Annotated in this window: 25 protein-coding genes, 1 tRNA gene and 2 pseudogenes; 11 read left to right on the top strand and 17 right to left on the bottom strand. The window is 69.3% G+C overall.

The annotated features are described in order from the left end of the window. Positions 1–1,677: an MDR family MFS transporter gene (locus tag O7614_RS03680; RefSeq protein WP_278137080.1), complete on the bottom strand. Its 1,677-nt coding sequence runs from the start codon at positions 1,675–1,677 to the stop codon at positions 1–3. Between the two features lie 167 nt (positions 1,678–1,844). Further along, complete coding sequence (locus O7614_RS03675; protein WP_278137079.1) at positions 1,845–2,384, bottom strand: type 1 glutamine amidotransferase domain-containing protein; 540 nt, start codon at positions 2,382–2,384, stop codon at positions 1,845–1,847. A gap of 159 nt (positions 2,385–2,543) precedes the next feature. Here O7614_RS03675 and rfaE2 point away from each other — a divergent pair, with 159 nt between their 5' ends. Next, positions 2,544–4,373, top strand: a complete 1,830-nt coding sequence (gene rfaE2 / locus O7614_RS03670; RefSeq protein WP_278137078.1) for a D-glycero-beta-D-manno-heptose 1-phosphate adenylyltransferase — start codon at positions 2,544–2,546, stop codon at positions 4,371–4,373. Next, positions 4,370–5,245 carry a glycosyltransferase family A protein gene (locus O7614_RS03665; RefSeq protein WP_278137077.1) on the top strand — a complete coding sequence of 292 codons (876 nt, stop codon included), beginning with the start codon at positions 4,370–4,372 and terminating at the stop codon, positions 5,243–5,245. The genes rfaE2 and O7614_RS03665 overlap by 4 nt, the downstream gene beginning before the upstream one ends. Here O7614_RS03665 and O7614_RS03660 read toward each other — a convergent pair. The 3 genes from O7614_RS03660 to O7614_RS03650 are packed head-to-tail and all read right to left on the bottom strand — an operon-like array spanning position 5,235 to position 7,401. After that, positions 5,235–6,341, bottom strand: a complete 1,107-nt coding sequence (locus O7614_RS03660; RefSeq protein ID WP_278137076.1) for a glycosyltransferase family 9 protein — start codon at positions 6,339–6,341, stop codon at positions 5,235–5,237. The two genes, O7614_RS03665 and O7614_RS03660, sit on opposite strands and share 11 nt — an antisense overlap. 8 nt (positions 6,342–6,349) lie before the next feature. After that, positions 6,350–6,898, bottom strand: coding sequence for an Hsp20/alpha crystallin family protein (locus O7614_RS03655; RefSeq protein WP_278137075.1), 549 nt, complete (start codon positions 6,896–6,898; stop codon positions 6,350–6,352). Next, positions 6,898–7,401, bottom strand: coding sequence for a DUF2231 domain-containing protein (locus O7614_RS03650; protein ID WP_278137074.1), 504 nt, complete (start codon positions 7,399–7,401; stop codon positions 6,898–6,900). The genes O7614_RS03655 and O7614_RS03650 overlap by 1 nt, the downstream gene beginning before the upstream one ends. 166 nt (positions 7,402–7,567) lie before the next feature. Between O7614_RS03650 and O7614_RS03645 the strand changes: the two genes are divergently transcribed. Further along, a complete protein-coding gene (locus O7614_RS03645) occupies positions 7,568–8,185 on the top strand; it encodes a pyridoxamine 5'-phosphate oxidase family protein (RefSeq protein ID WP_278137073.1) in 618 nt (205 codons plus the stop codon). A 1-nt stretch (position 8,186) separates the two neighbouring features. On the opposite strand, the gene O7614_RS03640 is transcribed toward O7614_RS03645, so the two are convergent. Next, positions 8,187–8,504, bottom strand: coding sequence for a putative quinol monooxygenase (locus O7614_RS03640; RefSeq protein WP_278137072.1), 318 nt, complete (start codon positions 8,502–8,504; stop codon positions 8,187–8,189). A gap of 76 nt (positions 8,505–8,580) precedes the next feature. Here O7614_RS03640 and O7614_RS03635 point away from each other — a divergent pair, with 76 nt between their 5' ends. Further along, on the top strand, positions 8,581–9,222 hold the full coding sequence (locus tag O7614_RS03635) for a class I SAM-dependent methyltransferase (protein WP_278137071.1): 642 nt from the start codon (positions 8,581–8,583) through the stop codon (positions 9,220–9,222). 174 nt (positions 9,223–9,396) lie between these two features. On the opposite strand, the gene O7614_RS03630 is transcribed toward O7614_RS03635, so the two are convergent. The 3 genes from O7614_RS03630 to O7614_RS03620 form a co-directional block, all read right to left on the bottom strand. Beyond that, entirely contained in the window at positions 9,397–9,804 is a 408-nt protein-coding gene (locus O7614_RS03630) for a VOC family protein (protein WP_278137070.1), read from the bottom strand. Positions 9,805–10,640: 836 nt separating this feature from the next. After that, on the bottom strand, positions 10,641–11,294 hold the full coding sequence (locus O7614_RS03625; RefSeq protein ID WP_278137069.1) for a GNAT family N-acetyltransferase: 654 nt from the start codon (positions 11,292–11,294) through the stop codon (positions 10,641–10,643). Positions 11,295–11,604: 310 nt separating this feature from the next. Further along, complete coding sequence (locus O7614_RS03620; RefSeq protein WP_278137068.1) at positions 11,605–11,913, bottom strand: hypothetical protein; 309 nt, start codon at positions 11,911–11,913, stop codon at positions 11,605–11,607. A gap of 357 nt (positions 11,914–12,270) precedes the next feature. On the opposite strand from O7614_RS03620, the gene O7614_RS03615 reads away from it, so the two are divergent. The 4 genes from O7614_RS03615 (at position 12,271) to O7614_RS03600 (ending at position 18,952) form a co-directional block, all read left to right on the top strand. Next, positions 12,271–13,200 (top strand): alpha/beta hydrolase, encoded by a 930-nt coding sequence (locus tag O7614_RS03615; protein WP_278137067.1) that lies wholly within the window; start codon positions 12,271–12,273, stop codon positions 13,198–13,200. 194 nt (positions 13,201–13,394) lie between these two features. Beyond that, positions 13,395–14,633: a sensor histidine kinase gene (locus O7614_RS03610; RefSeq protein WP_278142135.1), complete on the top strand. Its 1,239-nt coding sequence runs from the start codon at positions 13,395–13,397 to the stop codon at positions 14,631–14,633. Next, on the top strand, positions 14,621–15,265 hold the full coding sequence (locus tag O7614_RS03605) for a response regulator transcription factor (RefSeq protein ID WP_278137066.1): 645 nt from the start codon (positions 14,621–14,623) through the stop codon (positions 15,263–15,265). The genes O7614_RS03610 and O7614_RS03605 overlap by 13 nt, the downstream gene beginning before the upstream one ends. Positions 15,266–16,225: 960 nt before the next feature. Further along, positions 16,226–18,952, top strand: a complete 2,727-nt coding sequence (locus O7614_RS03600) for an MMPL family transporter (protein ID WP_278137065.1) — start codon at positions 16,226–16,228, stop codon at positions 18,950–18,952. Here the strand turns inward: O7614_RS03600 and O7614_RS03595 are convergent. From O7614_RS03595 to O7614_RS03585, 3 genes and pseudogenes are all read right to left on the bottom strand, one after another. Then, positions 18,952–19,362, bottom strand: a pseudogene (locus tag O7614_RS03595) (ATP-dependent RecD-like DNA helicase); the annotation flags it as partial. The gene O7614_RS03600 and the pseudogene O7614_RS03595 overlap by 1 nt on opposite strands. A gap of 144 nt (positions 19,363–19,506) precedes the next feature. Then, positions 19,507–20,121, bottom strand: coding sequence for a helix-turn-helix transcriptional regulator (locus O7614_RS03590; RefSeq protein ID WP_278137064.1), 615 nt, complete (start codon positions 20,119–20,121; stop codon positions 19,507–19,509). Positions 20,122–20,134: 13 nt separating this feature from the next. Next, positions 20,135–20,425, bottom strand: coding sequence for a hypothetical protein (locus tag O7614_RS03585; RefSeq protein WP_278137063.1), 291 nt, complete (start codon positions 20,423–20,425; stop codon positions 20,135–20,137). 397 nt (positions 20,426–20,822) lie between these two features. On the opposite strand from O7614_RS03585, the gene O7614_RS03580 reads away from it, so the two are divergent. Next, complete coding sequence (locus tag O7614_RS03580) at positions 20,823–21,347, top strand: hypothetical protein (RefSeq protein ID WP_278137062.1); 525 nt, start codon at positions 20,823–20,825, stop codon at positions 21,345–21,347. Positions 21,348–21,387: 40 nt separating this feature from the next. Continuing rightward, a pseudogene (locus O7614_RS03575) lies at positions 21,388–21,507 on the top strand (tyrosine-type recombinase/integrase); the annotation flags it as partial. Between the two features lie 168 nt (positions 21,508–21,675). On the opposite strand, the gene O7614_RS03570 reads toward O7614_RS03575, so the two are convergent. Further along, positions 21,676–21,749 (bottom strand) — tRNA-Thr (locus O7614_RS03570). A 144-nt stretch (positions 21,750–21,893) separates the two neighbouring features. Here O7614_RS03570 and O7614_RS03565 point away from each other — a divergent pair. Further along, on the top strand, positions 21,894–23,636 hold the full coding sequence (locus tag O7614_RS03565) for a metallophosphoesterase (protein WP_278137061.1): 1,743 nt from the start codon (positions 21,894–21,896) through the stop codon (positions 23,634–23,636). Between the two features lie 121 nt (positions 23,637–23,757). On the opposite strand, the gene ricT is transcribed toward O7614_RS03565, so the two are convergent. From ricT to O7614_RS03545, 4 genes are all read right to left on the bottom strand, one after another. After that, positions 23,758–24,597 carry a regulatory iron-sulfur-containing complex subunit RicT gene (gene ricT / locus O7614_RS03560; protein ID WP_278137060.1) on the bottom strand — a complete coding sequence of 280 codons (840 nt, stop codon included), beginning with the start codon at positions 24,595–24,597 and terminating at the stop codon, positions 23,758–23,760. Positions 24,598–24,902: 305 nt separating this feature from the next. Continuing rightward, the gene (locus O7614_RS03555; protein ID WP_278137059.1) at positions 24,903–25,577 is read right to left on the bottom strand and encodes a hypothetical protein; all 675 of its coding nucleotides are present in this window, start codon (positions 25,575–25,577) and stop codon (positions 24,903–24,905) included. After that, entirely contained in the window at positions 25,577–25,882 is a 306-nt protein-coding gene (locus O7614_RS03550) for a hypothetical protein (RefSeq protein ID WP_278137058.1), read from the bottom strand. The genes O7614_RS03555 and O7614_RS03550 overlap by 1 nt, the downstream gene beginning before the upstream one ends. Position 25,883: 1 nt before the next feature. Continuing rightward, positions 25,884–26,213, bottom strand: coding sequence for a YbaB/EbfC family nucleoid-associated protein (locus O7614_RS03545; RefSeq protein WP_007454690.1), 330 nt, complete (start codon positions 26,211–26,213; stop codon positions 25,884–25,886). Between the last annotated feature and the right edge of the window lie 66 nt (positions 26,214–26,279).

Genomic DNA, 26,279 nt, shown 5'->3' with positions numbered 1-26,279 from the left:
TCAGATCATCGTCTGGGACTTGGCCTCCATGTCGGCGGCGGCCTCCTCCTTGGACTCGCGGGTCAGCGGCTTGCCACCCGCGGCCGGAGCCTTACCGCCGAGCGGGTCGGCGCCGCCGGTCGCGCCCTGCGGTCCCGCGCCCCGCAGTTGCGTGTTGGGCAGCGTCAGGGTGACCACCACCGCCAGGATCGCGATCAGACCGGCGGTCAGGAAGACCATGTCCAACGCGTCGACGAAGGCTCCCTGGATGGCCGCGCGCACCGGCCCCGGCAGGGCCAGGATGGTGGCCGGATCGTTGATCGAGATGTTGGAGCCACCACTCGCCGCCACGGCGGCCTGCTCCTGCGGCGGGAGCTGAGCGATCGCGGCGGGCAGTCGGTCTGCGAGCCCGCCGGTCAGCCGGGACGAGAGCACCGTGCCGAGGATCGCCACCCCGAACGAACCGCCCAGCGACCGGAAGAACGTCGCCGAGGACGTACCGGCCCCCAGGTCACGTACGGAGACCGCGTTCTGCACCGCCAGGATCAGCGACTGCATACACAGACCCAACCCGATGCCGATCACCACCATGAACCCGAAGGCCACCCAGAGCGAGGTGCTCACCTCCAGTCGGGTGAACAGGAACATGCCGACCAGGAGGGTCACCGAACCGGCCACCGGGAACCACTTGTACCGGCCGATCCGGGTCATCGCCCGGCCGGTCAGGATCGAGGTGACGATGATCCCGGCCATCATCGGCAGCATCAGCAGACCGCTTCGGGTCGGCGAGGCGCCCTTGACGATCTGCAGGTAGAGCGGGATGAAGATGATCGAGCCGAACATCACCAGACCGATGATGAGCAGGGCCGAGTTGGCCAGCGCGAAGGTGGCGCTCTTGAAGAGCCGCAGCGGGAGGATCGGCTCGGCCACCCGGGCCTCCTGGAGGACGAAGAGCACCCCCAGCACCGCACCGACGACGAACAATCCGATGATCACGCCGGAGCCCCAGGCGTACTCGTTGCCGCCCCAGCTCAGCGCGAGCAGCAGCGAACTCACCCCGGCGACCAGCAGGCCGGCGCCGAGCCAGTCGATCGAGTGGTCCCGGCGTTCGAACGGGATTAACCGCATCACGTGGTAGCAGACCACGATGGCCAGGATCGCCAGCGGCACGTTGATGTAGAAGATCCACCGCCAGTCGGTCTCCGCGAAGTAACCACCGACCAGCGGCCCGGCCACCGACGAGATCCCGAAGACGGCACCGAACAGCCCCTGGTAGCGACCGCGCTCCCGGGGCGACACCACGTCCGAGATGATGGTGAACGCGAGCGTCAGCAGACCACCGGCGCCGAGGCCCTGGATGCCCCGGGTGATGATCAGCTGGGTCATGTCCTGGGACAGCCCGGCCAGCAACGACCCGACCAGGAACGTGCCGATCGAGAAGAGGAAGACCGGTCTGCGCCCGTACAGGTCGGCCATCTTGCCGTAGAGCGGCGTCGACGCGGTCGAGGCGAGCAGGTACGCGGTGACCACCCAGGAGTAGTGGTTGATCCCGCCCAACTCGCCCACGATGGTCGGCAGGGCCGTGCCGACGATGGTCTGGTCGAGCGCTGCCAACAGCATGCCGGTCATCAGACCGAGCATGAGCAGTCGGATCTGCTGACGGTTCAGCACCGGCACGTCAGAGGCTTCGGTGGTCATGTGCCCTTCTATCCCGACAGCCCGAGAACATGCGCCCAACCGCCGAAAACCCCCATCGCCCGCCCCACCCCAGCCTGCGTTGACCATGAAGTTATTGCCCCGACACGCCGAGCCGGGTGGCAATAACTTCATGATCAACGGGGAGGGGGTGGGGCGGGGGACGGGGGTTAGGCGGCGAAGGTTTGGGTGATCTTCCGGCAGAAGGCGGGGAGGTCGTCCGGGTTGCGGCTGCTGGTGAGGTTGCCGTCGGTGACGCACTCCTCGTCCACCCAGGTCGCGCCCGCGTTGGTCAGGTCGGTACGCAGGGTGGGCCAGGACGTGATCCGGCGACCACGCACCACGTCCGCCTCGATGAGCGTCCACGGGCCGTGACAGATCACCCCGACGGGCTTGCCCGCGTCGAAGAACGCCTGCACGAACCGCACCGCGTCCGGGTCGCCCCGCAGGAAGTCCGGGTTCGCCACCCCACCGGGCAGCACCAGCGCGTCGTAGCCGGCGGCGTCCGCCTTGTCCGCTGTCACGTCCACGTCGTACGTCTTGGACTGGTCCAGATGGTTGAAGGACTGAATCGTGCCGGGCTTCAACGAGACCAGCTCGGCCGTCGCGCCGGCGTTCTCGACCGCCTCGCGTGGCTGGACGTACTCGACCTCCTCGACGCCGTCGGTGGCCAGGAAGGCGATCCGCTTGCCGTGCAATGCCGCTGTCATGTCGGTACATCTCCTTTCCGGGGGTACCCCAATCCCCTTCCCCGCCCGCAACGCCCGAAACAGACCCGACCGGTGACGAACCACCGAAACGCGCACGACCAGCGGGTGCGCCGGCGGCGCGCAGGTTTGGCCAGGAGGGCGCTGGGGACCCGGGGAGGCATGGCAGGAGCAGCAGCGGAACAGCGCCGGCTCGCCACCGTCGTGGAGAGCTGGCTCGGACGCCCAGTCCTGATCGTCGGTGACGCCATGTTGGACGAATGGCGGTTCGCCGACTCCGATCGGCTCTGCCGAGAGGCACCCGCTCCGGTCCTGACCCTGCGCAGACGGATCTCCGCAGCCGGTGGTGCCGCGAACACCGCGGTCAACGTCGCCGCCCTCGGCGGCCGAGCGGTGCTGGTGGCACCGGTCGGCGCCGACGTGGCCGGCGACGAACTGCACGACTGTCTGGACCGCGCCGGCGTCTGGGACCGCACCGTCAACCAGCCGGGACGGCCCACCCCGGTCAAACGGCGGATGCTGGCCGGCAACCAGATCCTGCTGCGCGAGGACTCCGGAGACCCGGACGACGCCCTCGACCCGGAGGGCGTCGACCGGCTGCTCACCGCGCTGAGCTGCGCCACCGAGGAGCTGCGCGCCGCCGCCGGTGGAGAGGCGCCGACCCTGGTGGTCTGCGACTACGGCCTGGGCGCGCTGCCCGCGCCGGTCCGCGCGTGGCTGGTCGAGCAACGCGAGCGGTACGCCACGGTCGCGCTGGACGCCCACGACCTGGCCGACTGGCGAGGGCTCGCGCCGACCGTCGTCACCCCCAGCTTCGCCGAGGCGACCCGCCTGCTGGCCCGCGCCAACGGTACGACCCGACCGGCTGGCGGGAGCGACCTGCACCTGGAACACCCGGACCACGACCCGGCTGACGGCCCCTCCGAGATGACCGCGGGCGCGGCACCGGGCGCGGTACGCGCCGACGACGTCACCGACGGCACCACCGACCGCCGCGGGCCGGTCGGTGAGCCGGTCCGGGGCGAGGGCCGGGTGGCCCTCACCGGCGACGGGCTCAGCGTCACCGGCACCGGCGTCACCGTGAACACCCAGGCCGGGGAGGGCGTCGACCGGGCCGTACTGGCCGAGTCCCGCCTGGCCGAGTTGCGCGCGCACACCGGCGCGGACGTGGTCGCGGTGACCCTGGACACCGAGGGCGCGGTGGTCGGCGGTCTCGACGGGGCGCCGCGGCGCAGCCACAGCACCCCGGTCCCGGCGAGTCACGCCGTGGGTGCCGGCGACGCGTACCTGGCGGCGATGACGTTGGCCCTGGCCGCCGACGCGCCGCTGCCCACCGCCGCCCAGCTCGCCCAGTTGGCGGCCACCATCACCGTCTCCGACACCGGCACCTGCGTGTGCCGGCGGGAGGACCTGCTCACCGCGCTGGACCAACCGACCGGGATTACGGACCGTACCGCCTTGGTCGGCACCGACGAGTTGGACGCGATCGTCGCCGAGTACCGCGAGGCGGGACGGTCGGTGGTGTTCACCAACGGCTGCTTCGACGTGTTGCACCGCGGGCACGTGCGCTACCTGGAACAGGCCCGCGCGCTGGGCGACCTGCTGATCGTGGCGGTCAACTCGGACGGCAGCGTCCGACGGTTGAAGGGCCCCGACCGTCCGGTCAACCCGGTCGAGGATCGGGGAGCCCTGCTCGCCGCGCTGGCCTGTGTGGACCACGTCGTGGTCTTCGAGGAGGACTCGCCCGCCGCGCTGATCGAGGCGGTCCGGCCGGACGTCTACGTCAAGGGCGGCGACTACCCACCGGAGCTGGTCCCGGAAGCCCCGCTGGTGCGCCGCCTGGGCGGCCAGGTGCGCACCCTCGGGTACGTGCCGGACCGCTCCACCTCCGCGATCATCGAGCGGATCCGGTCACACAGCCAGGACCCGTCGTCGTACGCCTCGGATCGCACGCCCGATGAGTCGCTGAGCACCCGCACCCAGGCGTCGTGAACCGCCCCCTCGACCTCGGCGACCCGGAGGAGTTCCGCGCCGACCGGCTGCTCGACGTGCTGATTCCGACCCGGAACCGGCCCGCCGAACTGGCGGCCACCCTGGCCGGACTCGCCGCCCAGGACGGGGTGCCCGGCTTCGGGGTGGTGGTCAGCGACCAGTCCGACGGGGAACCCGCGTACGCGCACCCCGCCGCGGCCGCCGTGGTCCGGGCGCTGCGCCACCGGGGTCACCCGGTGCTGCTGACCCGTCGACTGCCCCGCCGGGGGTTGGCCGAACATCGGGCGTACCTGCTCGCCGCCTCGACCGCCCGGTACGTCCTCAACCTCGACGACGACATCTGGTTGGAACCGGGGGCGTTGCACCGGCTGGTCACGGCGATCGGCGAGCTGGGCTGCGGGTTCGTCGGCAACGGTGTGCACGGGCTCTCCTACGCCGACGACGTGCGGCCGGAGTCGCACCGGCACTACGAGGAGTGGATCGGCGCCCCGACGCCCGAGCGGATCCGCCCGGACACCCCGGAGTGGAACCGCGCCCGGGTCCACTCGGCGGCCAACCTGCTGCACATCACCGCGCAGTTGGCGCTGCCGCCGGGCGCGTGGCGGGCGTACAAGGTCTCCTGGATCGGTGGGTGTGTGCTCTACGACCGGGCCAAGCTCCTCGACGTCGGCGGCTTCGACTTCTGGCGTCGAGTACAGGAGAAACACCAGGGTGAGGACGTGGCCGCGCAGCTCGCGGTGCTGGCCCGCTACGGCGGTGCGGGCATCCTGCCCAGCGGCGCGTACCACCTGGAGTCGCCGACCACGGTCACCGACCGGGACGTCGAGGCGTGGGAGGTCGTCCTGGCCGAGGAGAGCGCGGCTACGGGTTGAGCAGTTCCCGGGCCGCTTCGAGCACCTCGACCACCGGCACGTCCGCCACGAACGAGTCCCGGTGTGGGCACTCGCCGTCGCCGGGGCGGTGCGGGTAGATGCCCGGTGTGCAGTCCACCCCGCAGACCGGGCAGTGCACCGTCCAGGAACAGATCGGCCGGTGCCGGCCACGCAACGGATTCGCCGTGTTGATCAGGTTGCCGACCCAGAAGATGCCCACCGTGGACGTGCCCACCGCGGCGGCCACGTGCAGCGGGCCGGTGTCGTTGGAGACGACCAACGCGCAGTCGGCGTAGCAGCCCAGCAACCCGCCGAGGCTGAGCGTCCCCACCTGCGGACGGACCGGAACCCCGGCCGCCGCGACGACCCGGTCCACCACGTCCTGCTCGGAGGGCGTGCCGGTGACCAGCACCTCGTAGCCGTCGCCGTGCAGCTCGCGGGCCACCTCCGCGAAGCGCTCGGCGGGCCAGCGGCGGCGGGTGTCGCTGGCTCCGGGGTGCAGCGCCACCCGTTGTCGGTTCGCCGGTCCGAGCACCTGGGCCGCTTCGGCCCGGTCGGCGTCGGTCACCGTCAGCGTCGGAGTGATGGTGGTGGTGGGTGCACCCGCCAACGCCACCAACTCCAGGTAGCGGATCACCTCGTGCTGGTAGTAGACGTAGCGGAGCCACCGGTCCAGCGGCGGCGCGTCGTCGGCGCGCAGGCCGACTGTCATCCGGGCACCCAGGCGACTCATCAGCGGGTTCGAGTTGGCGCCGCCACCGTGCATCTGCACCGCCAGGTCGAAACCCTCACCGGAGGCAGCGGCCAGGAAGTCGTCCATCGACGACTCCGGTTCCCCCGGGTCCGGGGTACGGATGCCGGGTGCGGGCGGCACCACCAGGACCCGGTCCACCGGGCCCGGCCGGTCGCGCCAGAGCTTCGCGTGCCACGGCGCGCCGAGCAGCACGATCTCCGCCGAGGGGTACGCGGCACGCAACGCGTCCAGCGCCGGCAGGACGAACACGAAGTCGCCGAGTGCGTTGGCGCGCAGCACGGCGATCCGCCGCACATCAGGAAGGCGCTCGACGGTCGGGCCGAGCACGGACGGGGTGACCACGCAGCCCGCTACTGCCGGTCGATGTCGCCGACGGTGTCCGGGCGGTGCAACTCCCGGTCGGCGGCGGGATCGGCCGGCATCGGCGTACCAGTGGAGAGGTCGCCGGAGCGCGGGCCGGTGCGACCGACGGTGATGGTGCGCGGCGCGGGCCGGGTCGCCCGGGGCACCCGGACCCGGAGCAGACCGTGGTCCATCACCGCGTCGATACCCTCCGGGTCGACCCGCGACGGCAGGTCGATCCGGTACTCGAAGCCACGGGTCTCGAAGCCGCCCGGGATGCCCTGGTCGGCGTTGACCTCCGCCTCGGAACGGGCCCGCACGCACAGCTCCCGGTCGTCCAGCTCGACCGCCACCTCCTCCGGCGCCACCCCGGGCAGCCGGACGACGACCTCCCAGCCGTCCGAGGTTTCGGTCAGGTCGACGTCGGACGACCCGGCCCGGCCACCGACCAGGCGACTCAGCTCGGCGCGCAGCGACTGCAACTCGCCCATCGGGTCCCAGCCCTGCTGGCGGCCCCGCCACCCCCGGCCGAAACCGCCGCTCTGCTGCTCGCTCATCACACCTCTCCGATCCGCCGGGTGGCCGTGGTGGGCCGCAGCGAGCTGGGCGCGTCCAGGCCGGCATCCCGGTCGACGCCCACCCCGAGCCGGTCGACCAGCTCGCCGCCGAGCCAGGCGCTGATGCCGAGGATCGCCACGGCGACCAACTCGATGGCGATCAGCGCGCCGCCGGCGGCCCGCGAGTCCGCGTTGAGCCGGACCGCCCAGACCGCCGCGAAGAGCAGGATCACCGCGACGTTGGCGGCCGCGTGCAGCAGACCCACCCGCTTGGCGCGGGTGCCGGTCGGGATCGCCAGCAGGTCGAACGAGCCGGCGGCTGCGGCGAGCAGGCCGCCGATCAGACCGACGGTGATGTTCCAGTACGCGACCTCGCCCAGGAAGTCGGGACCGCCGACGGTGTCCACCAGGTCGAACAGCACCGCGGTGACCAGCAGCGCGACCGGGAACATGACCAGCATCGGATGGACTGGGTGACCCAGCACCTTGAGTCGGCTCTCCATCTCCCGGCCTCCACTGGTCGGCGTGCTGCGGACGGTGCGTGCGGCGGGCGTGTCGGGTGAGGCCGTACCCCCCGTCAACCGGGCACAAACCTCGCCCTGGTCACGGCGGCATAGGCTGACGAATGGTGGTGCCCGCCAACGGGTCAACGCCTGAGGGAGGAGCAACGTGACGGTGGAGATCACTTCCCACGAGGAACTGCGTGACCTGCTCGGTGCGCCGAACGCGCGGGCCGCCAACAAGGAACGCGTCCGCCTGCACGAGCGGGACCGCGAATGGCTCGCCGCCTCGCCGTTCTGCCTGGTGGCCACGGCCGGCGCGGACGGCAGCTGCGACGTCTCCCCCAAGGGCGACCCGGCGGGCTTCGCGCTGGTGCTGGACGACACGACCATCGCGCTGCCCGAGCGGCCGGGCAACAAGCGGGCCGACGGCTACCACAACATCATCGACAACCCGCACGTCGGGCTGCTCTTCATGATCCCCGGGCGGACCGACACGCTGCGGATCAACGGGCGGGCGCGTCTGGTCGGCGACGCGCCGTGGTTCGACGACATGGTGGTCAAGGGGCATCGACCGGTGCTCGCCGTGGTGGTGCAGATCGAGCAGATCTTCTACCACTGCGCGAAGGCGTTCCTGCGGTCCGCGTTGTGGAAGCCGGAGACCTGGCAGCCCGACCTGCTGCCAACCCGAGCCCGACTCATCAAGGAGGTCGAGGAGCCGGCCGAGAGCCTGGAGGACCTGGAGCGGCACTACGGCCCCGACTACGCGAAGACCATCTACGCCTGAGTCACGGGCGGACCTCCCCGTCCACGCCCAGGCCGCCCACCACTGCGGTCTCCTGACCCGTGAACTCGCCGGTGAGCATCGGCATGGCCCGGCCGATGGCCGCCCTCGTCTCGGGAAGCCGCAGGGAGGCGTCGTGGTGCTCCTTGCTCTGCCACACCTCACTCACCCAGATGGTGACGTCGTCGGTCGCCGAGACACTCACCACGTAGAGGTCACAGCCCGCTTCCCGCAGGCCGTCCACGCCACTCAGCAGGATGGCAACGACGTCATCACGGCGATCCGGCTTCGCCTTCATCGATGCGATGTACCCGTACGGCACGACAACTCCCCGTCCTCGGTGACTCTGGTGAGGTCACCGTAGAACGCAGGACGTGCCTTGATCTAGCGTTGCCGCCGTGGACGGTGACGACTGGTTGGCAGACACCCGCACCTCGTACGACACGGTCGCGGTCGACTACGCCCGTCTGGTGCACGGCCTCCTCCCCGGGGCACCGTACGAGCGGGCGGCCCTGGGCCTGTTCGCCGACTTCGTCCGCTCCGCCGGCGGCGGACCGGTGGCGGACGTCGGCTGTGGGCCTGGACGCATCACCGCCCACCTGCACACACTCGGCATCGACGCCTTCGGGATCGACCTCTCACCCGCGATGATCGCCGTGGCCCGCCGCGACCATCCGGGACTCCGATTCGAGGTCGGCTCGATGACCGACCTCGACCTGGCCGACAACTCGGTCACCGGCCTGCTCGCCTGGTACTCACTCATCCACATCCCCGACGACCAGATGGGCGCGGTCCTCGCGCACTTCCGGCGGGTCGTACGCCCCGGCGGCCCACTGCTGCTCGGGTTCCACGTGGGCGATGAGACGACCCTCAAGACCCAGGGGTACGGCGGCCACCTCATGAGGGTGCGCGTCCACCGTCGCCAGCCGGCCCGGATGGCAGCCTGGCTGCGTGCGAACGGTTTCCGGGTCGAGGCGGAGACGACCCTCACCTCGCCCGAGAGCAAGCTCGGCGCAATCACCTTCGCCCGCCGGGCCTGATCGACCCCAGGCCGCCGATGCGGGGGTCTCCGGGCGGCGGGCTCCACGCCCGACTCGGCCCACGCCGACTCGATGAGTGCCCAGAGCCGGGCCTCGTCGGCGGGAGTGGGCGCGTGCCAGCGGCATCAGGGTTCACGGTCACCGATGGACCGCATCCACCACGACCGACGCTGTTCAGGACCCTGAATCGGCGGACACCATCCACAGGTGGCCGTCCGGGTCGGCGAAGACGCCCGCGTACCCCCAGGGCTGTGCGGTCGGCTCGGTGACCACCTCGGCGCCGGCGGCGCGCGCCCGGTCGACGACCGCGTCCGCGTCGGCAGGTGCGGCGACGCCGAGGTTGAGCACGCACTCACTCTGCCCCCGTGGAGCGACCTCGTGCCGACCGATGACCCAGCCGAAACCCCCGGTCGGGACGAGCATCAGCCGCAGCCCGTCGTTGACCACGAACTGCAACGGCTCCGGCATGCCGTCGTCGGCCAACTCGCCGACGGCGTCGAGGCCGAGGCCGTCTGAGTAGAAGCGGTACGAGGCCGCCCGGTCGGCGATGGGCAGACTGACGATCACCGGAGTGAAGGGCATGGGTGGAAACCTCCGAGATGTGGACCGGTCGCTGTCGCAGGACGCACCACTCTGGCCGGCGGCCCCGAGCCACGATAAGCCGTGGCAGCCGGCATCACCGCCCTTTCGTGCTGCTGTGCGACACCGGTACGGCACGAAGGAGCCCGCCATGGATCAGGGCGGCGCGTCGCCGCAGTGGGTCGGCCCGTGTGCGCGGCCCATGAAGGGGCTGGAGGCATCCGTTCGGACGACTGCCGAACTGGATCTTGGTGGGTAACCTGCGAGTGCGGTGCCTGACGGATCTCCCTCTGGGTTCTCTTGCTGACACTTGAGGAAACACCGCTGGGGCCCCCGGTGCACCGGGGGCCTCTTCCATGGGTTCATGACGCGGCGGTGGACTTCGGTGGTCGGCTCGGGAGGGGGCGGAGCCCCATGACGACGTACCGGCGTCGTAGGCATTGGCGACGCGGTCACTGGGTCAATGAACACCGCGTCACTCGCCCCCGCCCCGCCCCGACCAATCCGGGCACTATGGGCTGCCTGTGGCTGGTCGGGGCCATGATCGCGCTCCCGTTCGTCGTCATGTACTGGGTCGTGAAGGCGTACGCCAGGTGGCAGGCCGCGCGAGTCGCCCTCCTCGTCGTCGTGTGGGTCAACGCCGTGGTGGCGGGCGTGGGTGCGGCGTCGCAGGATGCTGAGATGTGGCCGGCCGCAGCGCTCTTCGCGGTGATCGGCGCGCTCATAGGCTGGCACGTGTGGCACACGTCTGCCCGTGGTCGACGGAGTGCGGAGGCCGTGCGGATTGCCGAAGCGCCGTCGCCTCGGCTTCGCACTCGTCGCGACGTGTTCTCAGCGCTTCACGTTGCCGTGTACTCCCGTGGTGCACGATCGGCTACCAAATCGAGCCGCATGGAAACGTAGTTGGAGTCATCTGGTCCTGCCCGGAAACCGCCGTCAGGCCTCCAACCATGTCTGGCGTAGAACGACTGCGCGCGCTTGTTCCGCTCCCATACTTCGAGCATGCCGATAGGGAGCGAAGCTTCGTCCAGGTAGCGTACGAATGCCGCGTGCAAGGTGCTACCGATGCCTTCTCCCCACCTGGCCGGATTCACGTGAATTTGATACAACTGCCCCGTCGTGCTGGCATCCACCTTCGCCGACAAAGGAGGGCCCATTGCAGCGATACCAGCTATACGACCTTCGTCAACGGCGCATAGAATCCTTTTGTGGGGGGATTCAATCGCCGCCGTCCACCCGGCCTCCTGTTCCTGCACTAACGCGGGATTGACGATGGCCTCGGGCGGCAGCCCGCCAGCTCCGTAATACGCCATACGCGCCTGAGTGTGCAGGTCGATAATGTCATCCAGGTCGACCAGCGTTGCTTCTCGCATTGAAATCAATCCACTCACCTGAGCAATCTCCCATAGTGCATCGACCGGCCGCCAAGGAAAATCCGCCAGTAGCGCAGACCCACGAATCGACACACTACTAAAATCGCTGCCGCGCCACATGCCCAGACATCCCGATGCGCTACGGAGGTCGGGTGGCGAAGGCGGCCCGTAGGGGCGGTGCACACGGCGCGGATGACCTCGAGCGGTCCGCTTGGGGTTCCGGCGTGCCCGTGGCGGTGCCAGGCACGCCCATCCACCCAGGTAACGACTACGAGATCAAAATGGGCGATCCATCGACCTGGTCATGCAGCGATCTAGCAGCGGAAACGCCCCTCGCCATCTCTCACCACTCCGCCGCCGTCCGTCGCCCTCTTGCGGACTACACACGGCCTGCGCCGCCGGACCTCCGCCCCCGCCCCCTCGTGACCGATCAGCCCTCTGGCTGCTGGCCCGCAATTGGCCCATCGGACTCAGCCTGGCGCTCGGCTTGCCAGATGGCGTGTCCCTTCAGCAGGTACCCGACCCAGTAGATCGCGAACAGGATCAGGAAGCACGCGAAGAACACTCCCGAGACGATGCTCGCGATAACGAGTGCTTCACCGCCATCGGCCAGCCCGTGTGCCGCGAAGCCGACGAGGCCCAAGACGAAGAAGATGACCATGTACATGGGCAGTGTTGAGCTGTCGGTCGGGTGCGGCACGCGAGGCAGCCAGGGGGCGCGAGGGTCGTTGATGATCATGCCGTGAGTATCAGGGACACGCTCGGTGAAAGCCAGCGGCGATGCTCGCGGAGGCGTGCGGTCAGTACGGGCTGCTCGTACGGTTCCTGGCCCACACCGGCCGCGCACGTCGCCGGCAGACGCCGCGAGGATCTGGTGTTCCCCTGGTGTGCGGATCCGGCAGGCGCCCGGCGCACCTGGCCTGGCTGGGGCGGCAGCCCGAGCGCCCCGTTACCCGGACGGATCCTGGAGAGATGCGCGTCCAGCAGTACCTGACGGGTCCTGGCTCCCCTCCCGGGAGGGTAGAGATAACTCCCAACCCGATTGGGTGGTTAGCAGGATCGAGCAAAGATCCGGAAACCGAGAAAACTTATTGCCATGACCGCGCAAAAAATGTCCCGGTTCCGTCGGGCCGCCCTCGCCCTTTTCCTTCCCGTCACGGTGGCAGCGGCAATCGCCGCGTGTGACGATTCGGCGGCGCCGAAGGCTGCGCCCGCAGCCGGTTCGGCAGCCCCGGTTCCCACGGCTTCGGCCAACGCCGCCCCCGCAGCAGGCTTGCACATGATCGCCAACAACGGGCACGAGCTTGCCTTCCACGTCACACCCGGAAGCTCTCCTACCATCGTGCTGGATGCCGGTGGCGGCGAGGACTCCTCATATTGGGACGCCCTGGTGCCGCAACTGTCGAAGGCCACCGGATCGCAGATCATCACCTACGACCGGGCCGGTATGGGCGCCAGCGAAGAGGTGAAGGGCCCCTGGGACCCCCAGGCCGCCGCCTCCGACCTGCAGGCCGGTCTGCGTCAACTCGGCGTCGCACAAAACGTGGTCCTCGCGGGCCACTCGCAGGCAGGGGAGGTGGCCCACCATTTCGTCCTCGCGAACCCCGGTGTCGTCTCCGGGGCGGTGCTGATCGACGCCAACGTGCCGCAGTTCTTCACCGATACGCAGACCCAACGCCTCATCGCACTGACCGCTCCGCAGATCGAAGAACTCAAGAAGGCACCGTCGACGAAGGCGAACCGTCAGCTCATCGCCACGGCCGACAACTTCGGCCCCACGCACCAGGCGTACCACAAGCTCTCGTGGCCGAACAACGTCCCCGTCACGTACATCGTGTCGGACAAGACGCCCTTCGACGGATCGCCGCAGGACGCCCAGGCCTGGCGCGACGCGGCCGCCGCGTTCGTCAAGGCGGGGCCTGACCGCACCCTCGTCACCGCCAAGGGCAGCTCGCACGACGTTCCCCAGGACAATCCCGTCCTGGTGCTCAAGGAAATCGAACAGATGACCGCCACCGTCAAGTAAATTGCGGATCGCCCAGGGCCGATATGGACCGACCGCCCGTCCCGTCGATTCGGCACGATGCGCGATGAGGGAGTGAGATGACCGATTCCAGCGGAACCACACGTCCCGGCGGCTCCTCGCCCTCGCGGGAGCGCTCCGGGCCTGGTCCCGTCGCGCGCAGCAGTCCGGCTCTACGCTCCGCGCTGGCCTTGCGGATGAGCCTGTTGGGCTGGTCGCTGGTGCTGCTGACGGGTTCGGCCCTGGGTGCCGTACTGGCCACGGTCTGGATCACCTCGCTGTCAATCGCCGCTCTCGGCGTCGGGATCCCCTTGGTCCTGCTCACCACCGCGCTGGTGCGCTGGTTTGCCGACCTGCACCGCCAGTGGGCCGCCGACCGGCTCGGTGTACCGGTGCCCGCCCACCCCTATCAGCCGACGCCGGACGCCGGGTGGCTGGTGCGGCTCTGGACGATCCTGCGCGACCCGGCGACCTGGCGGGACTGGGCCTGGTTGGTGGTCAACTCGATCACCAACTGGTTGAGCTGCGGACTGTCGCTCCTGCTTTTCGTCTTCGGAGTCGGGTATCTGTTCTATCCGCTCATCTATCAGCTGACGCTTCCTCAGGTATTTCGCACTCCGATGGGGGAGGCCTTCCGGCTGCACAGCGTCGTGCAGTCGTTCGGGTTGGTACCGCTCGGTCCGGTTCTCCTTCTGCTCTGGTATTTCACTGCGGTGCGCCTCGCGAACCTCAACGCTCGGGTGATCCGCGCACTGCTCGGCCCCACCGAACAGGCGCGCCTTCGGGCCCGCGTCCAACAGTTGGCGACCTCGCGAGCCGAGACCATCGACACCCAGGCCGGTGAACTACGCCGAATCGAACGCGACCTGCACGACGGCGCGCAGGCAAGGCTGGTGTCGCTGGGTATGAGCCTGGGCTTGGCTCAACAGTTGCTGCACGACGATCCGCAGGCCGTCCAACAGTTGCTGGCCGAGGCCCGCGAGTCGACCTCCAGCGCTTTGACCGAGCTGCGCGACCTGGTCCGGGGCATCCATCCGCCGGTACTGGCCGACCGTGGCCTGGACGGCGCTCTCAAGGCTTTGACCCTGGTCAATCCGATCCCGACCACGGTGGTGACCCGACTACCGGGACGGCTGCCGGCCCCGGTCGAGTCCGCGGCCTATTTCGCCGTCGCCGAGGCGTTGTCGAACGCCATCAAGCACGCCCAGGCCCGGCAGATCCGGATCACCGTGGAGTTCACACCCCATCGGTACGGCGCTGCGGGAGAGTTGACGATGCTGGTGTCCGACGACGGCCGTGGGGGTGCTTCGATCGATTCCGGCACCGGCCTGCGTGGCATCCAGCGTCGACTGGCGGCCTTCGACGGCACGCTGGCCGTTGACAGTCCGCCGGGCGGACCTACCGAGGTGAGGATGTCGCTGCCGTGCGTATTGTGATAGCCGAGGACCTCGCCCTGCTCCGTGAGGGCCTGATCAGGATCTTGCGGGCCAATGGGTTCGACGTTGTGGAAGCCGTTGACAACGGAGCCGCCCTGATCCGGGCGCTGATGACGCATCGTCCCGACGTCGCCATCGTCGACGTGCGGTTGCCGCCGACCTTCACCGACGAGGGACTGCGTTCCGCCATAGAAGCCCGTCGGCAGATTCCAGGGCTTCCCATTCTGGTGCTCTCGCAGTATGTCGAGCAGATCTACGCCCGGGAGCTGATGTCGGATCGCGCGGGTGCGGTGGGCTATCTGTTGAAGGATCGGGTTACGGACGTCAGCCAGTTCATCGACAATGTCCGGCAGGTCGCCTCCGGCAGCACCGTTATGGACCCCGACGTGGTGAGTGCGCTGCTCACCCACCGCTCCACCGACCCTAAGCTCCTGGAGCTGAGCCCACGCGAGCATGAGGTCCTCACCCTGATGGCCCAGGGCCGGTCGAACGCCGCGATCGCCGCCCGGATGTTCGTCACCGAGAAAACCGTCAGCAAACACAGCAACAACATCTTCACCAAGCTTGGTCTCAAGCCCTCCGAGGACGACAACCGCCGGATCCTGGCGGTCCTGGCCTACCTGCAGAACTGAGAAGCGGAGTTCAAATCGGCCACCCGGCCCAGGCGTTGGCATCTTCGGTCAGGCCTTGGCGGGCTCGTCAAGCCACCGCGCCACGCACGGAGCAGCTCCGCTCCGGCCGGCGTCAGAGTCCGATACTGACGCGGCGGTTACCGCCACGGCCGGCAACAGTCTGTCGGTGACGAAATGCCATGTTCCTCGCCACATCGATGCCCTGCTCGGATTTCCACCGTTCCGATAGGCCGACGCGTGGAGCGTCGATGACTCCGTGCTCCTGAGCGGTCACGACCTTGCGCTTTGCGGAGCAGAGGCCGGGGTCGCCGGGCCAGGACTCCGGCGGCAGATTGGAGTGCGGAGGTCCGTCGGCAGCGCCTTCCACCGGCAGCCGCGGTAACGGGCCGCGTCCATGATGTCGCAGCAGATATACAGATGACCGGGCCTCACGGATGGGCAGCCGGATGATTGGTCATCCGTGCAAGGCGAGGAAAAGGTAGCGGAAACCCTACTACCACCCAGGAGTGCTAGCAGGATCGAGCAGAAACCCCACTTGTTCGTAGGCTTCATCGGTCAAACGATCTACGAAGGAGTGTGGAATGAAAAAGGCACGGACAGTTCGTACCGGGGCGGAGGCGACCCCTGAATCAGTGCCTCGCTGGGCGGTGGGCTGGCCACCATCGGTACGAGGCCATCGGCGTACGCCCAGCAACCCGGGCCCGGTTTTTCCGCGTCCGGTGCGAAGCAATACCAATGCCGCCGGCGCGCTGGTGAGTACCCCGACAGACCTGGCGCGCTTTTGGCAGGCGTTGCAGAGGGGCCGGCTGCGCGACTCCGGCGCAGATGCGGCAGATGCACCAGACCGTTCCCGCACCGGAACACGCTGACGCGCTGCCGGGCGCACAGTAAGGCCTGGGAATCTACCGGGTCGACATCAGCTGCGACGCGTACTGGCCGCACCCCGGCGATGTCCCTGGAATGACGGTCCTCAACGCCACCAGCCCCGACGGGCACAAGTCCGCGTTCCCGGCAGGGCTGACCGGCAGAGCGACGTCCACCATCGCGAAACCGTTGCATCCCGCTCTCCGCACCGCCAACAAAGAAGGTCAATCAGCCATGCCTGTACTCGCCAGATGGTGCTTTCGGCACCGCTTCCTAGTCATCGGGAGCTGGGTTGCTCTGCTGGTTGCGCTCGCCCTGCTGTCCGCGACTGTCGGTACCAGCTACTCCAACGCGTTCAGTCTGCCGGGGACCGAGTCCGCCAAGGCGCAGGCGCTGCTCCAGAAGGTCGCACCTCAGCAGGCGGGGGACAGCGGTCAGATCGTTGTGCACGTGCGCGACGGTTCGATCCGCGACGCCGAGGTCCGTGCGAAGATCACCCCGATGCTGGAGAAGGTCGCAGCGCTGCCTTCAGTCGCGTCGGTGACCAGCATGTACGGGTCTGCAGGAGCGCCGCAGATCAGCAAGGACGGCAGGACTGCCTATGCGACAGTGACATTCGACGCAACGGCCGACCGCCTCGCGATCCCCGACGTCACCAAGGTCATCGACACCGCCCATGCCGCCCGCGATGATCAGCTGCAGGTGGAACTCGGCGGCGAGGCCATCGCCATCGCGGCCGAGGGCGCCATCAAGAGCACCGAGGCGGTGGGGGTGGTGGCCGCCGGCATAGTCCTGTTCATCGCCTTCGGCTCGCTGGTGGGCATGTTGCTGCCGTTACTGGCCGCGATCGCCGCGCTCAGCGCCGGGTTGATCACCGTGGGACTTACCTCGCACCTGATGATCCTGGGGAGCATCGGCCCCACGGTGGCGGCCCTGATCGGTCTCGGAGTCGGGATCGACTACGCCTTGTTCATCGTGAGCCGCCACCGTGCCGGCCTGCAGGCGGGTCTGTCGCCCGAGGATGCGGCGGTGCGTGCCCTCGATACCGCCGGCCGGGCGGTGGTCTTCGCCGGCCTCACCGTGATAGCCGCTCTGCTGGGCCTGCTTGTCCTCCGGATCGGGCCGCTGAACGGGATGGGGATCAGCGGCGCGATCGCTGTGCTTTTCACCGTGGTCGCCGCGGTGACCCTCCTGCCGGCGCTGCTCGGTGTGTTCGGCGCCAAACTGCTGAACAAGCGCCAGCGGCGGGCCCTGGCAACCCCCGACCATGACTCACCGCCGCCGAGTGGACGACGGCGCGGCCGGGCCCGCCGCCCGGGCCGCTGGGCCGAACGGGTTGAACGCCGCAAGACGCTGTTCGCCCTGGGCGCGGTCCTGCTTGTCGCCCTGCTGTCGCTGCCGGCGTTGTCGCTGCGGCTGGGCAACTCGGATGCGGGGAACGACCCGAAGGGTTCCACTACCAGAGCTGCCTACGATCTGCTCGCCCAGAGCTTCGGCCCGGGCTCCAACGGCCCGCTGGTGTTGGTGACGCAGCAGGGCTCATCCGGCGACGGGCAGGCCTTGCAAACCCTGATCTCCGCTGTGCGGGTCACTCCCGGAGTGGCCTCCGTGGTAGCCGAGCCGAGCACCGCGTCAACGGGGTTGTCCGTCATCCACGTGGTCCCGACCACCGCCCCCCAGGACAAGGCGACCGACACGCTGGTCACCCACTTGCGCGAAGACGTCATTCCGGCCGCGGTACGAGGGAGCGGTCTGACGGTGCATGTCGGCGGTGCGACGGCGGGCTCCGCCGATCTCGCCTCGGTGGTGACGGGCAAACTGCCCTTGTTCCTCGCAGTGATCATCGGACTGGGCTTCGTGCTGTTGATGGTCGCGTTCCGCAGCATCCTGGTTCCACTGACGGCCGCCCTGATGAACCTGCTCGCCTCGGCCGCGTCCTTCGGGGTCGTCGTAGCGGTGTTCCAATGGGGATGGGGCTCTGAGTTCATGGGCCTGGGCAAGGCAGGGCCGGTCCAGGCCGAGCTTCCGTTGATCCTGCTCGCGATCCTATTCGGCCTCTCTATGGACTACCAGGTCTTCCTGGTGAGCCGGATGCACGAGGAGTGGACGCACAGTCGCGACAACCACCAGGCGATCCGGGTCGGCCAGACGGAAACCGGACGATTGATCAACGCTGCCGCCCTGATCATGATCTGCGTGTTCACCGCCTTCGTCTTCGGCGGCCAGCGAGTGATCGCCGAGTACGGTGTGGGCCTGGCCGCGGCGGTGGCGATCGACGCATTCATCCTGCGCACCGCGCTGGTCCCGGCGCTGATGCACCTGCTGGGGCGTTCGAACTGGTGGCTGCCCGGCTGGCTGGACCGTATCCTGCCCCAGGTGTCCGTCGAGGGCGCATCCGCTCCGCAGCGAACTCCCGTCGCCCCGGTGATTCCCGTGCCGGTTGCCAACGTGGCTGCTGCGGCAGGGGAGCGCTTCGCGGCGAGCGCCCCGGTAGTCTCCGTGCCTACCGCCCCCTCCGTGCCAGTTACCAATCCAGCCGCTGCGGTAGAGGAACGCTTCGCGGTGCGCGACCCCAAGTCCGTCGGCGTCGCGTATCTGTGGTGGCTCTTCCTCGGCCTGTTCGGCGGCCACCACTTCTACCTCCGCCAGAATGGCCGCGGCGCGCTGCGTCTGTGCACTCTCGGCCTGTGCGGCCTGGGCTGGCTCGCCGACATGTTCATCCTGCCTCGGCAGGTCCGCGAGGCGAATGCCCGGATCACATCACAGCGCCACCGACCCAGCCCGGCGGCCGCGACCGCAAACGCACTGCCGTCCGCCCAGTGAGTGACCATGTCGCCGATCCGAAACACCCGGCCGTCGACCCGCCGTTCAGGCAGACCCCTCGCGGGCCGGAGTGAGCTGCTGGCATCAGGATGTTCAACGCACCGGCCCGCCGGGCCCCGATGCATCGACGCGAGTACCTGCACGTCACGTCGCGGGTCGAGGCCGAACCGTTTCGCAATCCGAGTGCACGCCACCTCGACCGTGAGCGCGGCCGCAGCCTCGGTGTCATCGCAGGGGAACAGAAAGAAGTCGTTCGTACCCCGCCGGGCCGGCGGTCGACCGGCTCGTCTTCCGCGGCTCCCGACCCACCCCCGCCCGTTGATCCGGTGGGCGTTACTGACGACACCGGAGTCCGCAGCCTGCCGGAACACCTGGGTGAGCCGGACCCGGGGAACCATTCCTGCGGCGAGTCGGCCCCGCGAACACTGGACCATTGGAACGCAGCGTGCACTGGATCCGCGATGTCACCTTCAGCGAAGACGCCAGCCAGATCCGGGTCTCTGCAAGCACAGATCGGCCGAGTAAAGGGTTCCCAAACCGACCCCCAGCGTTGGTCAGGTCCGGAAACGTCGTGGCAGGCCCGGATCGGCTGAGTCCACTCCGGCGATGAGGGTGAGGTCCTCTGCCGGCACGTTCAACGCCTGCGCGAGCTGCTCGATCAGCCCCCGTTCGGGAACCAGACCTCCGTGACGGAGCTTCATGATCGTCGAGTGGGCTCGCCCGGCCTGCCAGGCCACCTCGCGCAACGACAGGCCGCGCATCTCCACCAGCATCCCGAACACGGCGCCGAACGGATGCGGCTCCGGTTCCCCTGCCGGCGCGACCGCCGGTCCGATGACCGTGTCGCCGATCTTCATCTGCCAACGAAGGAGCCGGTCTTCCAGGAGCCTCACCCGGGCGGAGAACGACTGAACCTTGCCCGCGTCGCCACCCAGGGAACCCGGCACGGTCACCTCGACAACCTGTGGCTCCCCAGGCGGCAGGGCCAGAGCCGAAGAGCTCTTACGCACTTCTCCCACCTCGGCGACCCGCCAGGCGCGACTCCACCACGGCAGCTCGCCCAGCAGCGTGTCGAGGAACGTCGCCAGGACCGACCGGTCGACGGTCAGTTGATCGGGAGAGGCATCGCGCGCCCGATCGGTCAACGCTTCAACTACGGCGGCGCTCAAACGTTCCACTGTCCTAGTTGTCCTCACACAGCGTTGCGCCCTTGTACGTCGCGGACCCGCCGTACCCGGCTACCGCGAACGCACGCTGAGAGACTTCTTCAAGCATCTCGTCGTCGTCCCCGTAGTCCTGCGGCATGTAGTGGCCGGACCACCGGTTGAACTCCACAACATTCCCGTTCTCGGCCTTGAGACCCCCTGCCATGAGCACACCGTTGGGCATCCCCGGCCGCTCCCATCCGGCGATGCTCGTGTGCCCAGGGTAGACACCCTGGGCACACACGTCCTCGAGAGTGCGGGCAGCCACCGTCCTGACACCCGAGGCGTTTTCGGGGGTGACTCAATTCCTTATCGACGAAAATGACTACCTGACCTGCGTCTCCGCTGGTTAGGGCAGCACACCGAGCCGCCTGATGGAATCGAACCGTCGACCTACGCATTACGAGATCGAACTGCCTGTCCCGCTGGCCTGGGAACATGGCGGTCTAGCAGCGGAAATGGCTTCCGACATCTCTCACCGCTCCCCATGGTCCGTCGTCCTCTTGCGGACTATTTGCGGGCCGGTGACGAGGAGAGCCGGGGGCCGCGGTTGGGCGCCGTTGCCCTGTCGTCCATGGCAGGATCTCCCGGTGGGATTCTTCGAAGATCTCCTACCCGCATTGGAGCCGCAGCCCGAGCCACCCCGGCCGCCTCGGCCAGCATGGATGAAGCCTGAGGCCGTGGTGGCCGGCGGCGTACCCTACGAAGTCCTGTTGGCACGTACTCCTGACGCCGCAGTTGCCGTTACCGGCCTGCTGGCACTTCCCGCCGGGCTTGAGTTCACTCTTACCGCCGTGCTGCGCCGTGAGCGTGTCGGCCGGCCATTCGATCCTGGCCCACCGCACGGGATGAGGCGCTTCGGCGCTGGGCCGTTGCCAGACGAGCTCCTTCGATTCGGCGTGCAGTTTTCTGACGGACTGGTTGCCACCAACCTGGCCCGACCGCCGTTGGCGCAGATGCCCGAACCCGCTACACCGGTGCTCCTGCACCAAGGCGGCAGTGGGACCAACCGACGAAACGACATGCGCTACTGGATTTGGCCGCTACCACCGCCGGGACCGTTGACTTTCGTCTGCGAGTGGCCGACCTTCAAGATCCCGGAGTCCCGCGTAACCGTCGACGCTCAGCCGATCATCGATGCTGCCAATCGCGCCGTTGAGCTATGGCCTGACGACGAGTCGTCGGGGTGATGTGGGGCACTGACGGTAGTGGGCGGATCTCCTCGTCGGGCTGGCGGGCCTGACTCCGCACGACCTGCGGCACACGGCGGCGAGTCTGGCCGTGGCGGCGGGCGCCAACGTCAAGGCGGTGCAGCGGATACTCGGACACGCCTCGGCGTCGATGACGCTGGACGTGTACGCGGGCCTCTTCGGTGACGACCTGGACGCGGTCGCCAACCGCCTGGACGAGGCGGTCGCTGCACGGGACAAGGACTTCAAGGACTCGACCCGCCAATGGCGAGGTGATCGACCTCGGGAAACGGCGAAGCCCAGGTCTGTGACCTGGGCTTCTGTGCCGAGCCGCCTGACGGAATCGAACCGTCGACCTACGCATTACGAGTGCGTCGCTCTAGCCGACTGAGCTAAGGCGGCAACGATCAGCAAGTGTACGGCACCCCGCGCCCCCGGACCGAACGGGATACCCCACCCCGCTCCGCCATCAACAACCGGACATCGGCCGCCATCTAGCCGTTTACCGGACAGCGGATGATCGGGTGCGGGACTACGCTGCGGCGGGTGAGCGACGAACGCGACCATTCCACCCACCAGGAGCGTCCTGACCGCGCGCCGGCCGGTGAACGCGCCGCCCATCGGCCGAGCAGCACCGACCCGCTCGAACTGGGCTTCACGCCCCGCAAGCCGGTGCCGTGGCTGGCGCCGTTCCTGCTGATCAGCACCGGCATCCGTACGTTGCTGGCGATGCTCTTCGGTGCGTACCTGGACAAGCGCGAGTTGCAGAACGCGTTCGACGACGGCGTCTTCCGCCAGGTCGGGCCGGACGGCGGTCTGTGGCTGGACTACGTGGCCGACCTGGGCGACGGTTTCAACGCGACCTACTCGGTGGCGTACCTGCTGGCGCAGCCCGAGTTGACGGTGGACGGGCACCGGCTGCCCCGGGCGCAGACCCTGGTGATGGGTGGCGACCAGGTGTACCCGTCGGCGGCCTACGCCTCGTACGAGGACCGGTGCAAGGGCCCCTACCAGGCCGCGCTGCCCGTGTCGCCGCCCGAGAAGCCCACGCTGTTCGCGGTGCCGGGCAACCACGACTGGTACGACGGCCTGACCGCGTTCCTGCGGTTGTTCGTCCGCTCTCGGGACCGGAACTTCGCCGGGTGGGGCACCGGGCAGTCCCGGTCGTACTTCGCGGTGGAGCTACCTGCGGGTTGGTGGCTTCTCGGTGTGGACGACCAGTCCGGCTCGTACCTGGACGACCCGCAGTTGGCCTACTTCGACGAGGTGGCCCGGCGGCTCGGCCCGGAGTCGAAGGTGATCATCGCAGCGCCGGCGCCGACCTGGGTCAAGGCAGCCGACAGCCCGACGGCGTACGACTCGATCGACTACTTCATCCGGACGATCATCGACCCGACCGGCGCGCGGGTGCGGCTGCTGCTCTCCGGGGACCTGCATCACTACGCCCGCTACTCCGGGCCGGACCGGCAGCTGATCACGTGCGGCGGCGGCGGCGCGTACCTCTATCCCACCCACAAACTGCCGGAGCGCATCGAGGTGCCGCCGCGGGACACCCTGGCTCGCCGGGCCAGCTCCTCCCAGCCGTACGACCTGGTGGCCCGCTATCCGGACGCGGCCCGCTCCCGTCGCTACGGCTGGGGCATCTTCCCGAGGCTGCCGTTCCGCAATCCGGGCTTCACGACTCTGCTCGGGACCCTGCACACCCTGCTGATGCTGGCCATGGCGGGCGCCACAGCGAACTGGGCCGACAGCACCGACCAGCGGCTGTTCAGCGTCCCGCTGGTGTTGATGGTGCTCGTGACGGTGCTGGCGGCGATCCTGTTCGCCAAGCCGCCCAGCGCGAGCGGCAAGCGCCACGTACGGCACGGGATCCTCGGCGTCGGCCACGGCGTGGCCCATGTCGCCCTCGCGGCGGCCGGCACCTGGGTGTGGTTGGCCCTACCGTTCTACGACTGGCCGTGGCCGCTGCCGGCGGTCGCCGCGGCGGTGCTCTACGGCCCGGTGATCGGCCTGGTGGCCAGCCAGTTGGTCGCCGCGTACCTGCTGGTGGCGGGCGCGTTCGGGGTGAACGTCAACGAACTCTTCGCCGGCCAGGGCATCGAGGACTCGAAGGTGTTCCTGCGGCTGCGCATCGACCCGGACGGCACGCTGACGATCTTCCCGATCGCTGTGGACCGGGTCTCCCGAAACTGGCAGGTGAACCCGGACCAGTCCCCCACCGCGAGCTGGCTGACTCCGAAGACCAACCTGACCCCCCGCCTGGCGGAACCCCCCACAGTCCTGCCCTGACCCCACACCACCCGCAGAGCGCAGGTGATCAAGAGGTTTGCGTCAGGAATCGCGCCGAGCATGACGCAAACCTCTTGATCACCGCGACGGGCCGGGGTGGGCGCGCGCAGGAAGCGGGGTGTTAGGGGGTGTAGTGCTGGTCGTGGGCTTGGCGGGAGCCGCAGACGTCGGCGCGGGAACACATCGAGCGGGAGCCGTCGGCGTCCAGTCGGACCGTCACCGCGTCGCGGGGGACGCTGTGGCCGACCACCCGGCCGTCGCCCTCGGGCGTGGAGACCCGGCTGCCGACCGCCGGTGCGGTCTCCTGGAAGCGCTGGTACAGCGGATGTTCGTACTTCAGACAACACATCAACCGGCCGCACGCGCCGGAGATGCGCAGCGGGTTCAGCGGCAGGTCCTGGTCCTTCGCCATCCGGATGGTCACCGGCTCGAAGTCGGTGAGGAACGTCGCGCAGCACAGGTCCCGACCGCAGGAGCCGATGCCGCCCTGCACGCGCGCCGAGTCGCGGGCGGAGAGCTGACGCAACTCGACCCGGCAGTGCAGGGTGGCGCCCAGGTCGCGGACCAGGGAGCGGAAGTCCACCCGGTGCGGGGCGGTGAAGTACACGGTGCTGCGCTCACCGCCGCCCTCGGCGGAGCCGAGCACATGGTCGACGGCAACCACCTTCATCGGCAGGCCGTGCGAGCGGATCAGCCGTTTCGCGGCCACCTTGGCCTCGGCCTTGCGCCGACGCAGCGCCTCGTCCCTCCGCAGGTCGTCCTCGACGGCCAGCCCCAGCAACCGGGGGAAGCCGTCGGTCTCCTCGGTCACCCACTGCGCGGCCCACACGCACTCCGCCACCTCGGGCCCGTCGTCGGTGGGCACCAGCACCTTGTCGCCCACCTGGGGGCGCAACTCGCCGGGGTCGAGGTAGTAGAGGCGCCCGTACCGGTTGAAGCTGACCGCGCAGAGCATGCCCATCCCCCCACCCTACGACGCCTTCGCGTCGGAGAGCACCTCGGCCGATGACGCCACTTCCATCCATGACCGTCGACTTGACCTATTGCCGGGCGGCCCGTCGTGCCGTTGCTCCTCGCCCGGACGGTTGAATCCGGGCCCGGGCAGGAGACAAGACGCCCTCCCAGGGCGTTGAGTGAAGGCATACCTGCGGGGGGTGCAGGGGGAAGACCACGGCGTCGCCGGGGAGCCGACTCAGGTCTGGCACCGCGAGCGACGCCGTGGCCTGTCCGGGACCAGGGCGGCCACGGCCGGCGGACGGGACCCGGCTACCAGCCGACCCGGGTGGGCTCGTCGTATCGAGGACGCCCCTCCATCGGCGGTCGCCAGGCCGCCTCGGCGAGGCTCGGCGCCCACTGACGCAGCAGCGTCTCCGCACCGTCGTACGCCACGCAGAGCACCGCCAGCACCCGGGCGGCGATCTCAGCCGCGTCGGCGACACCGGGGCCGACCGGCCCCGACCGCGTCGACACACCGGTGGCGGCGACCACGGCGACCGCTTCCGCCGAGCGCAGCACGTCGGCCAGTGTCCGGGCCAGCGCGAGTCGGCTCCCCTCCACCCAGTCGGCGAGCGCGTCGGCGTAGCCAGCTGTGGATTCGAGTCGCCCGACCAGGCTGTCCGGCCCCTCGTCGAGGTGGTGCAGCAGTGCCGCCCGCTGCTGCCCGTACGCCGTGGCGGCCGGACCGGACCAGAGCACCGAGTCGGTCAGTGCGGCGGAGACGTCGTCGTACCCCCGGACGAGCCGGCGCACCGCGTGCCCGGCGCTGGCGAGCGGCGCGGGGTGGAGGTCGAGGAAGCCGCGCACCGCGTCGCCCGGCAACACCTGCATCCGACGCAGCAGCGGCCAGACCCGGTGCCCCTCCGGGACGCCCGCGGCGATCAGTGTGTCGACCCGGCGCAGCAGGTCGAGGCCGGGCTCGGCGAGCCGGTCCAGCGCGTCCATCACGGCTCTCCGGCGAGCCTGCGGCGGGCCGCCCGGTCGACGTCGGCATAGCGGTCGGCGGCCTCCCGCACGGCCGAGGCGGCGGTGGCCAGTCGACCGGCGGCGGCGCGGGCCTCCCGCGCCCGGTCGTCGGTGGCGGTGGTCCACTGCCGATGCAGTGCCCGACCGATCTCTCCGGGCCGACCCGGGGCGTCGGCACCGAAGGCGGCCTGGGCCGGATCGGTGGCGGTGACGCTGTGCGAAACGGCGGTGAGCGTGGCGCTCGCCTCGTCCAGCCGGGCGGAGAGCGCGCGCAGTGTGTCCATCTCAGGCTCCCGCGAGCGGTCGGTAGGCGGCGAACGTCTCGTTGTGCAGCTTTTCCCGGGCCCATTCGGCGGCGTCGGCCGCTGCGGTGACCGCGGCCTGCACGGAGCCGGCCACATCCCGAGGGCTGCGGGTGTGCAGCGGCCCGAGGAACCGGACGTCGGTGATCCGCCCCCCGGCGGTGACCACCACCTCGACCAGACCGTCCGGGGACCGCACGGTCACCTCGACGGTCGACACCGCCTGGTCGAACTCGGCCTGTAGCGACTCGATGCGGCGGTAGCGCCGCACCGCCTCCTCGATCCAGGCTTCGTCGATCTCCCCCCGCGGCATCGGCCGACTCCTCCCGGGTGATTCCTCACTCAGCGTGCTGTCACCGTCACCACGGCACACGGACCG

This window comes from Micromonospora sp. WMMD961 (assembly GCF_029626145.1).
In the GTDB taxonomy this organism is placed as follows: Bacteria; Actinomycetota; Actinomycetes; order Mycobacteriales; family Micromonosporaceae; genus Micromonospora.
Note: the sequence above shows the minus strand (reverse complement) of the source record. Positions and strands in the feature narration are given on the sequence as shown.

Excerpts from the sequence above, each read along its gene's own strand:
- ricT (WP_278137060.1), bottom strand. The coding sequence starts at position 24,597 with ATGGGCATGCTCTGCGCGGTCAGCTTCAACCGGTACGGGCGCCTCTAC.
- O7614_RS03625 (WP_278137069.1), bottom strand. The coding sequence starts at position 11,294 with ATGTGGCGCGGCAGCGATTTTAGTAGTGTGTCGATTCGTGGGTCTGCG.
- O7614_RS03650 (WP_278137074.1), bottom strand. The coding sequence starts at position 7,401 with ATGGAGAGCCGACTCAAGGTGCTGGGTCACCCAGTCCATCCGATGCTG.
- O7614_RS03655 (WP_278137075.1), bottom strand. The coding sequence starts at position 6,898 with ATGAGCGAGCAGCAGAGCGGCGGTTTCGGCCGGGGGTGGCGGGGCCGC.
- O7614_RS03555 (WP_278137059.1), bottom strand. The coding sequence starts at position 25,577 with ATGGACGCGCTGGACCGGCTCGCCGAGCCCGGCCTCGACCTGCTGCGC.
- O7614_RS03610 (WP_278142135.1), top strand. The coding sequence starts at position 13,395 with ATGAGCCTGTTGGGCTGGTCGCTGGTGCTGCTGACGGGTTCGGCCCTG.
- O7614_RS03550 (WP_278137058.1), bottom strand. The coding sequence starts at position 25,882 with ATGGACACACTGCGCGCGCTCTCCGCCCGGCTGGACGAGGCGAGCGCC.
- O7614_RS03680 (WP_278137080.1), bottom strand. The coding sequence starts at position 1,677 with ATGACCACCGAAGCCTCTGACGTGCCGGTGCTGAACCGTCAGCAGATC.
- O7614_RS03675 (WP_278137079.1), bottom strand. The coding sequence starts at position 2,384 with ATGACAGCGGCATTGCACGGCAAGCGGATCGCCTTCCTGGCCACCGAC.
- O7614_RS03615 (WP_278137067.1), top strand. The coding sequence starts at position 12,271 with ATGACCGCGCAAAAAATGTCCCGGTTCCGTCGGGCCGCCCTCGCCCTT.
- O7614_RS03545 (WP_007454690.1), bottom strand. The coding sequence starts at position 26,213 with ATGCCGCGGGGGGAGATCGACGAAGCCTGGATCGAGGAGGCGGTGCGG.
- O7614_RS03600 (WP_278137065.1), top strand. The coding sequence starts at position 16,226 with ATGACGGTCCTCAACGCCACCAGCCCCGACGGGCACAAGTCCGCGTTC.
- O7614_RS03630 (WP_278137070.1), bottom strand. The coding sequence starts at position 9,804 with ATGCCCTTCACTCCGGTGATCGTCAGTCTGCCCATCGCCGACCGGGCG.
- O7614_RS03620 (WP_278137068.1), bottom strand. The coding sequence starts at position 11,913 with ATGATCATCAACGACCCTCGCGCCCCCTGGCTGCCTCGCGTGCCGCAC.
- rfaE2 (WP_278137078.1), top strand. The coding sequence starts at position 2,544 with ATGGCAGGAGCAGCAGCGGAACAGCGCCGGCTCGCCACCGTCGTGGAG.
- O7614_RS03580 (WP_278137062.1), top strand. The coding sequence starts at position 20,823 with ATGAAGCCTGAGGCCGTGGTGGCCGGCGGCGTACCCTACGAAGTCCTG.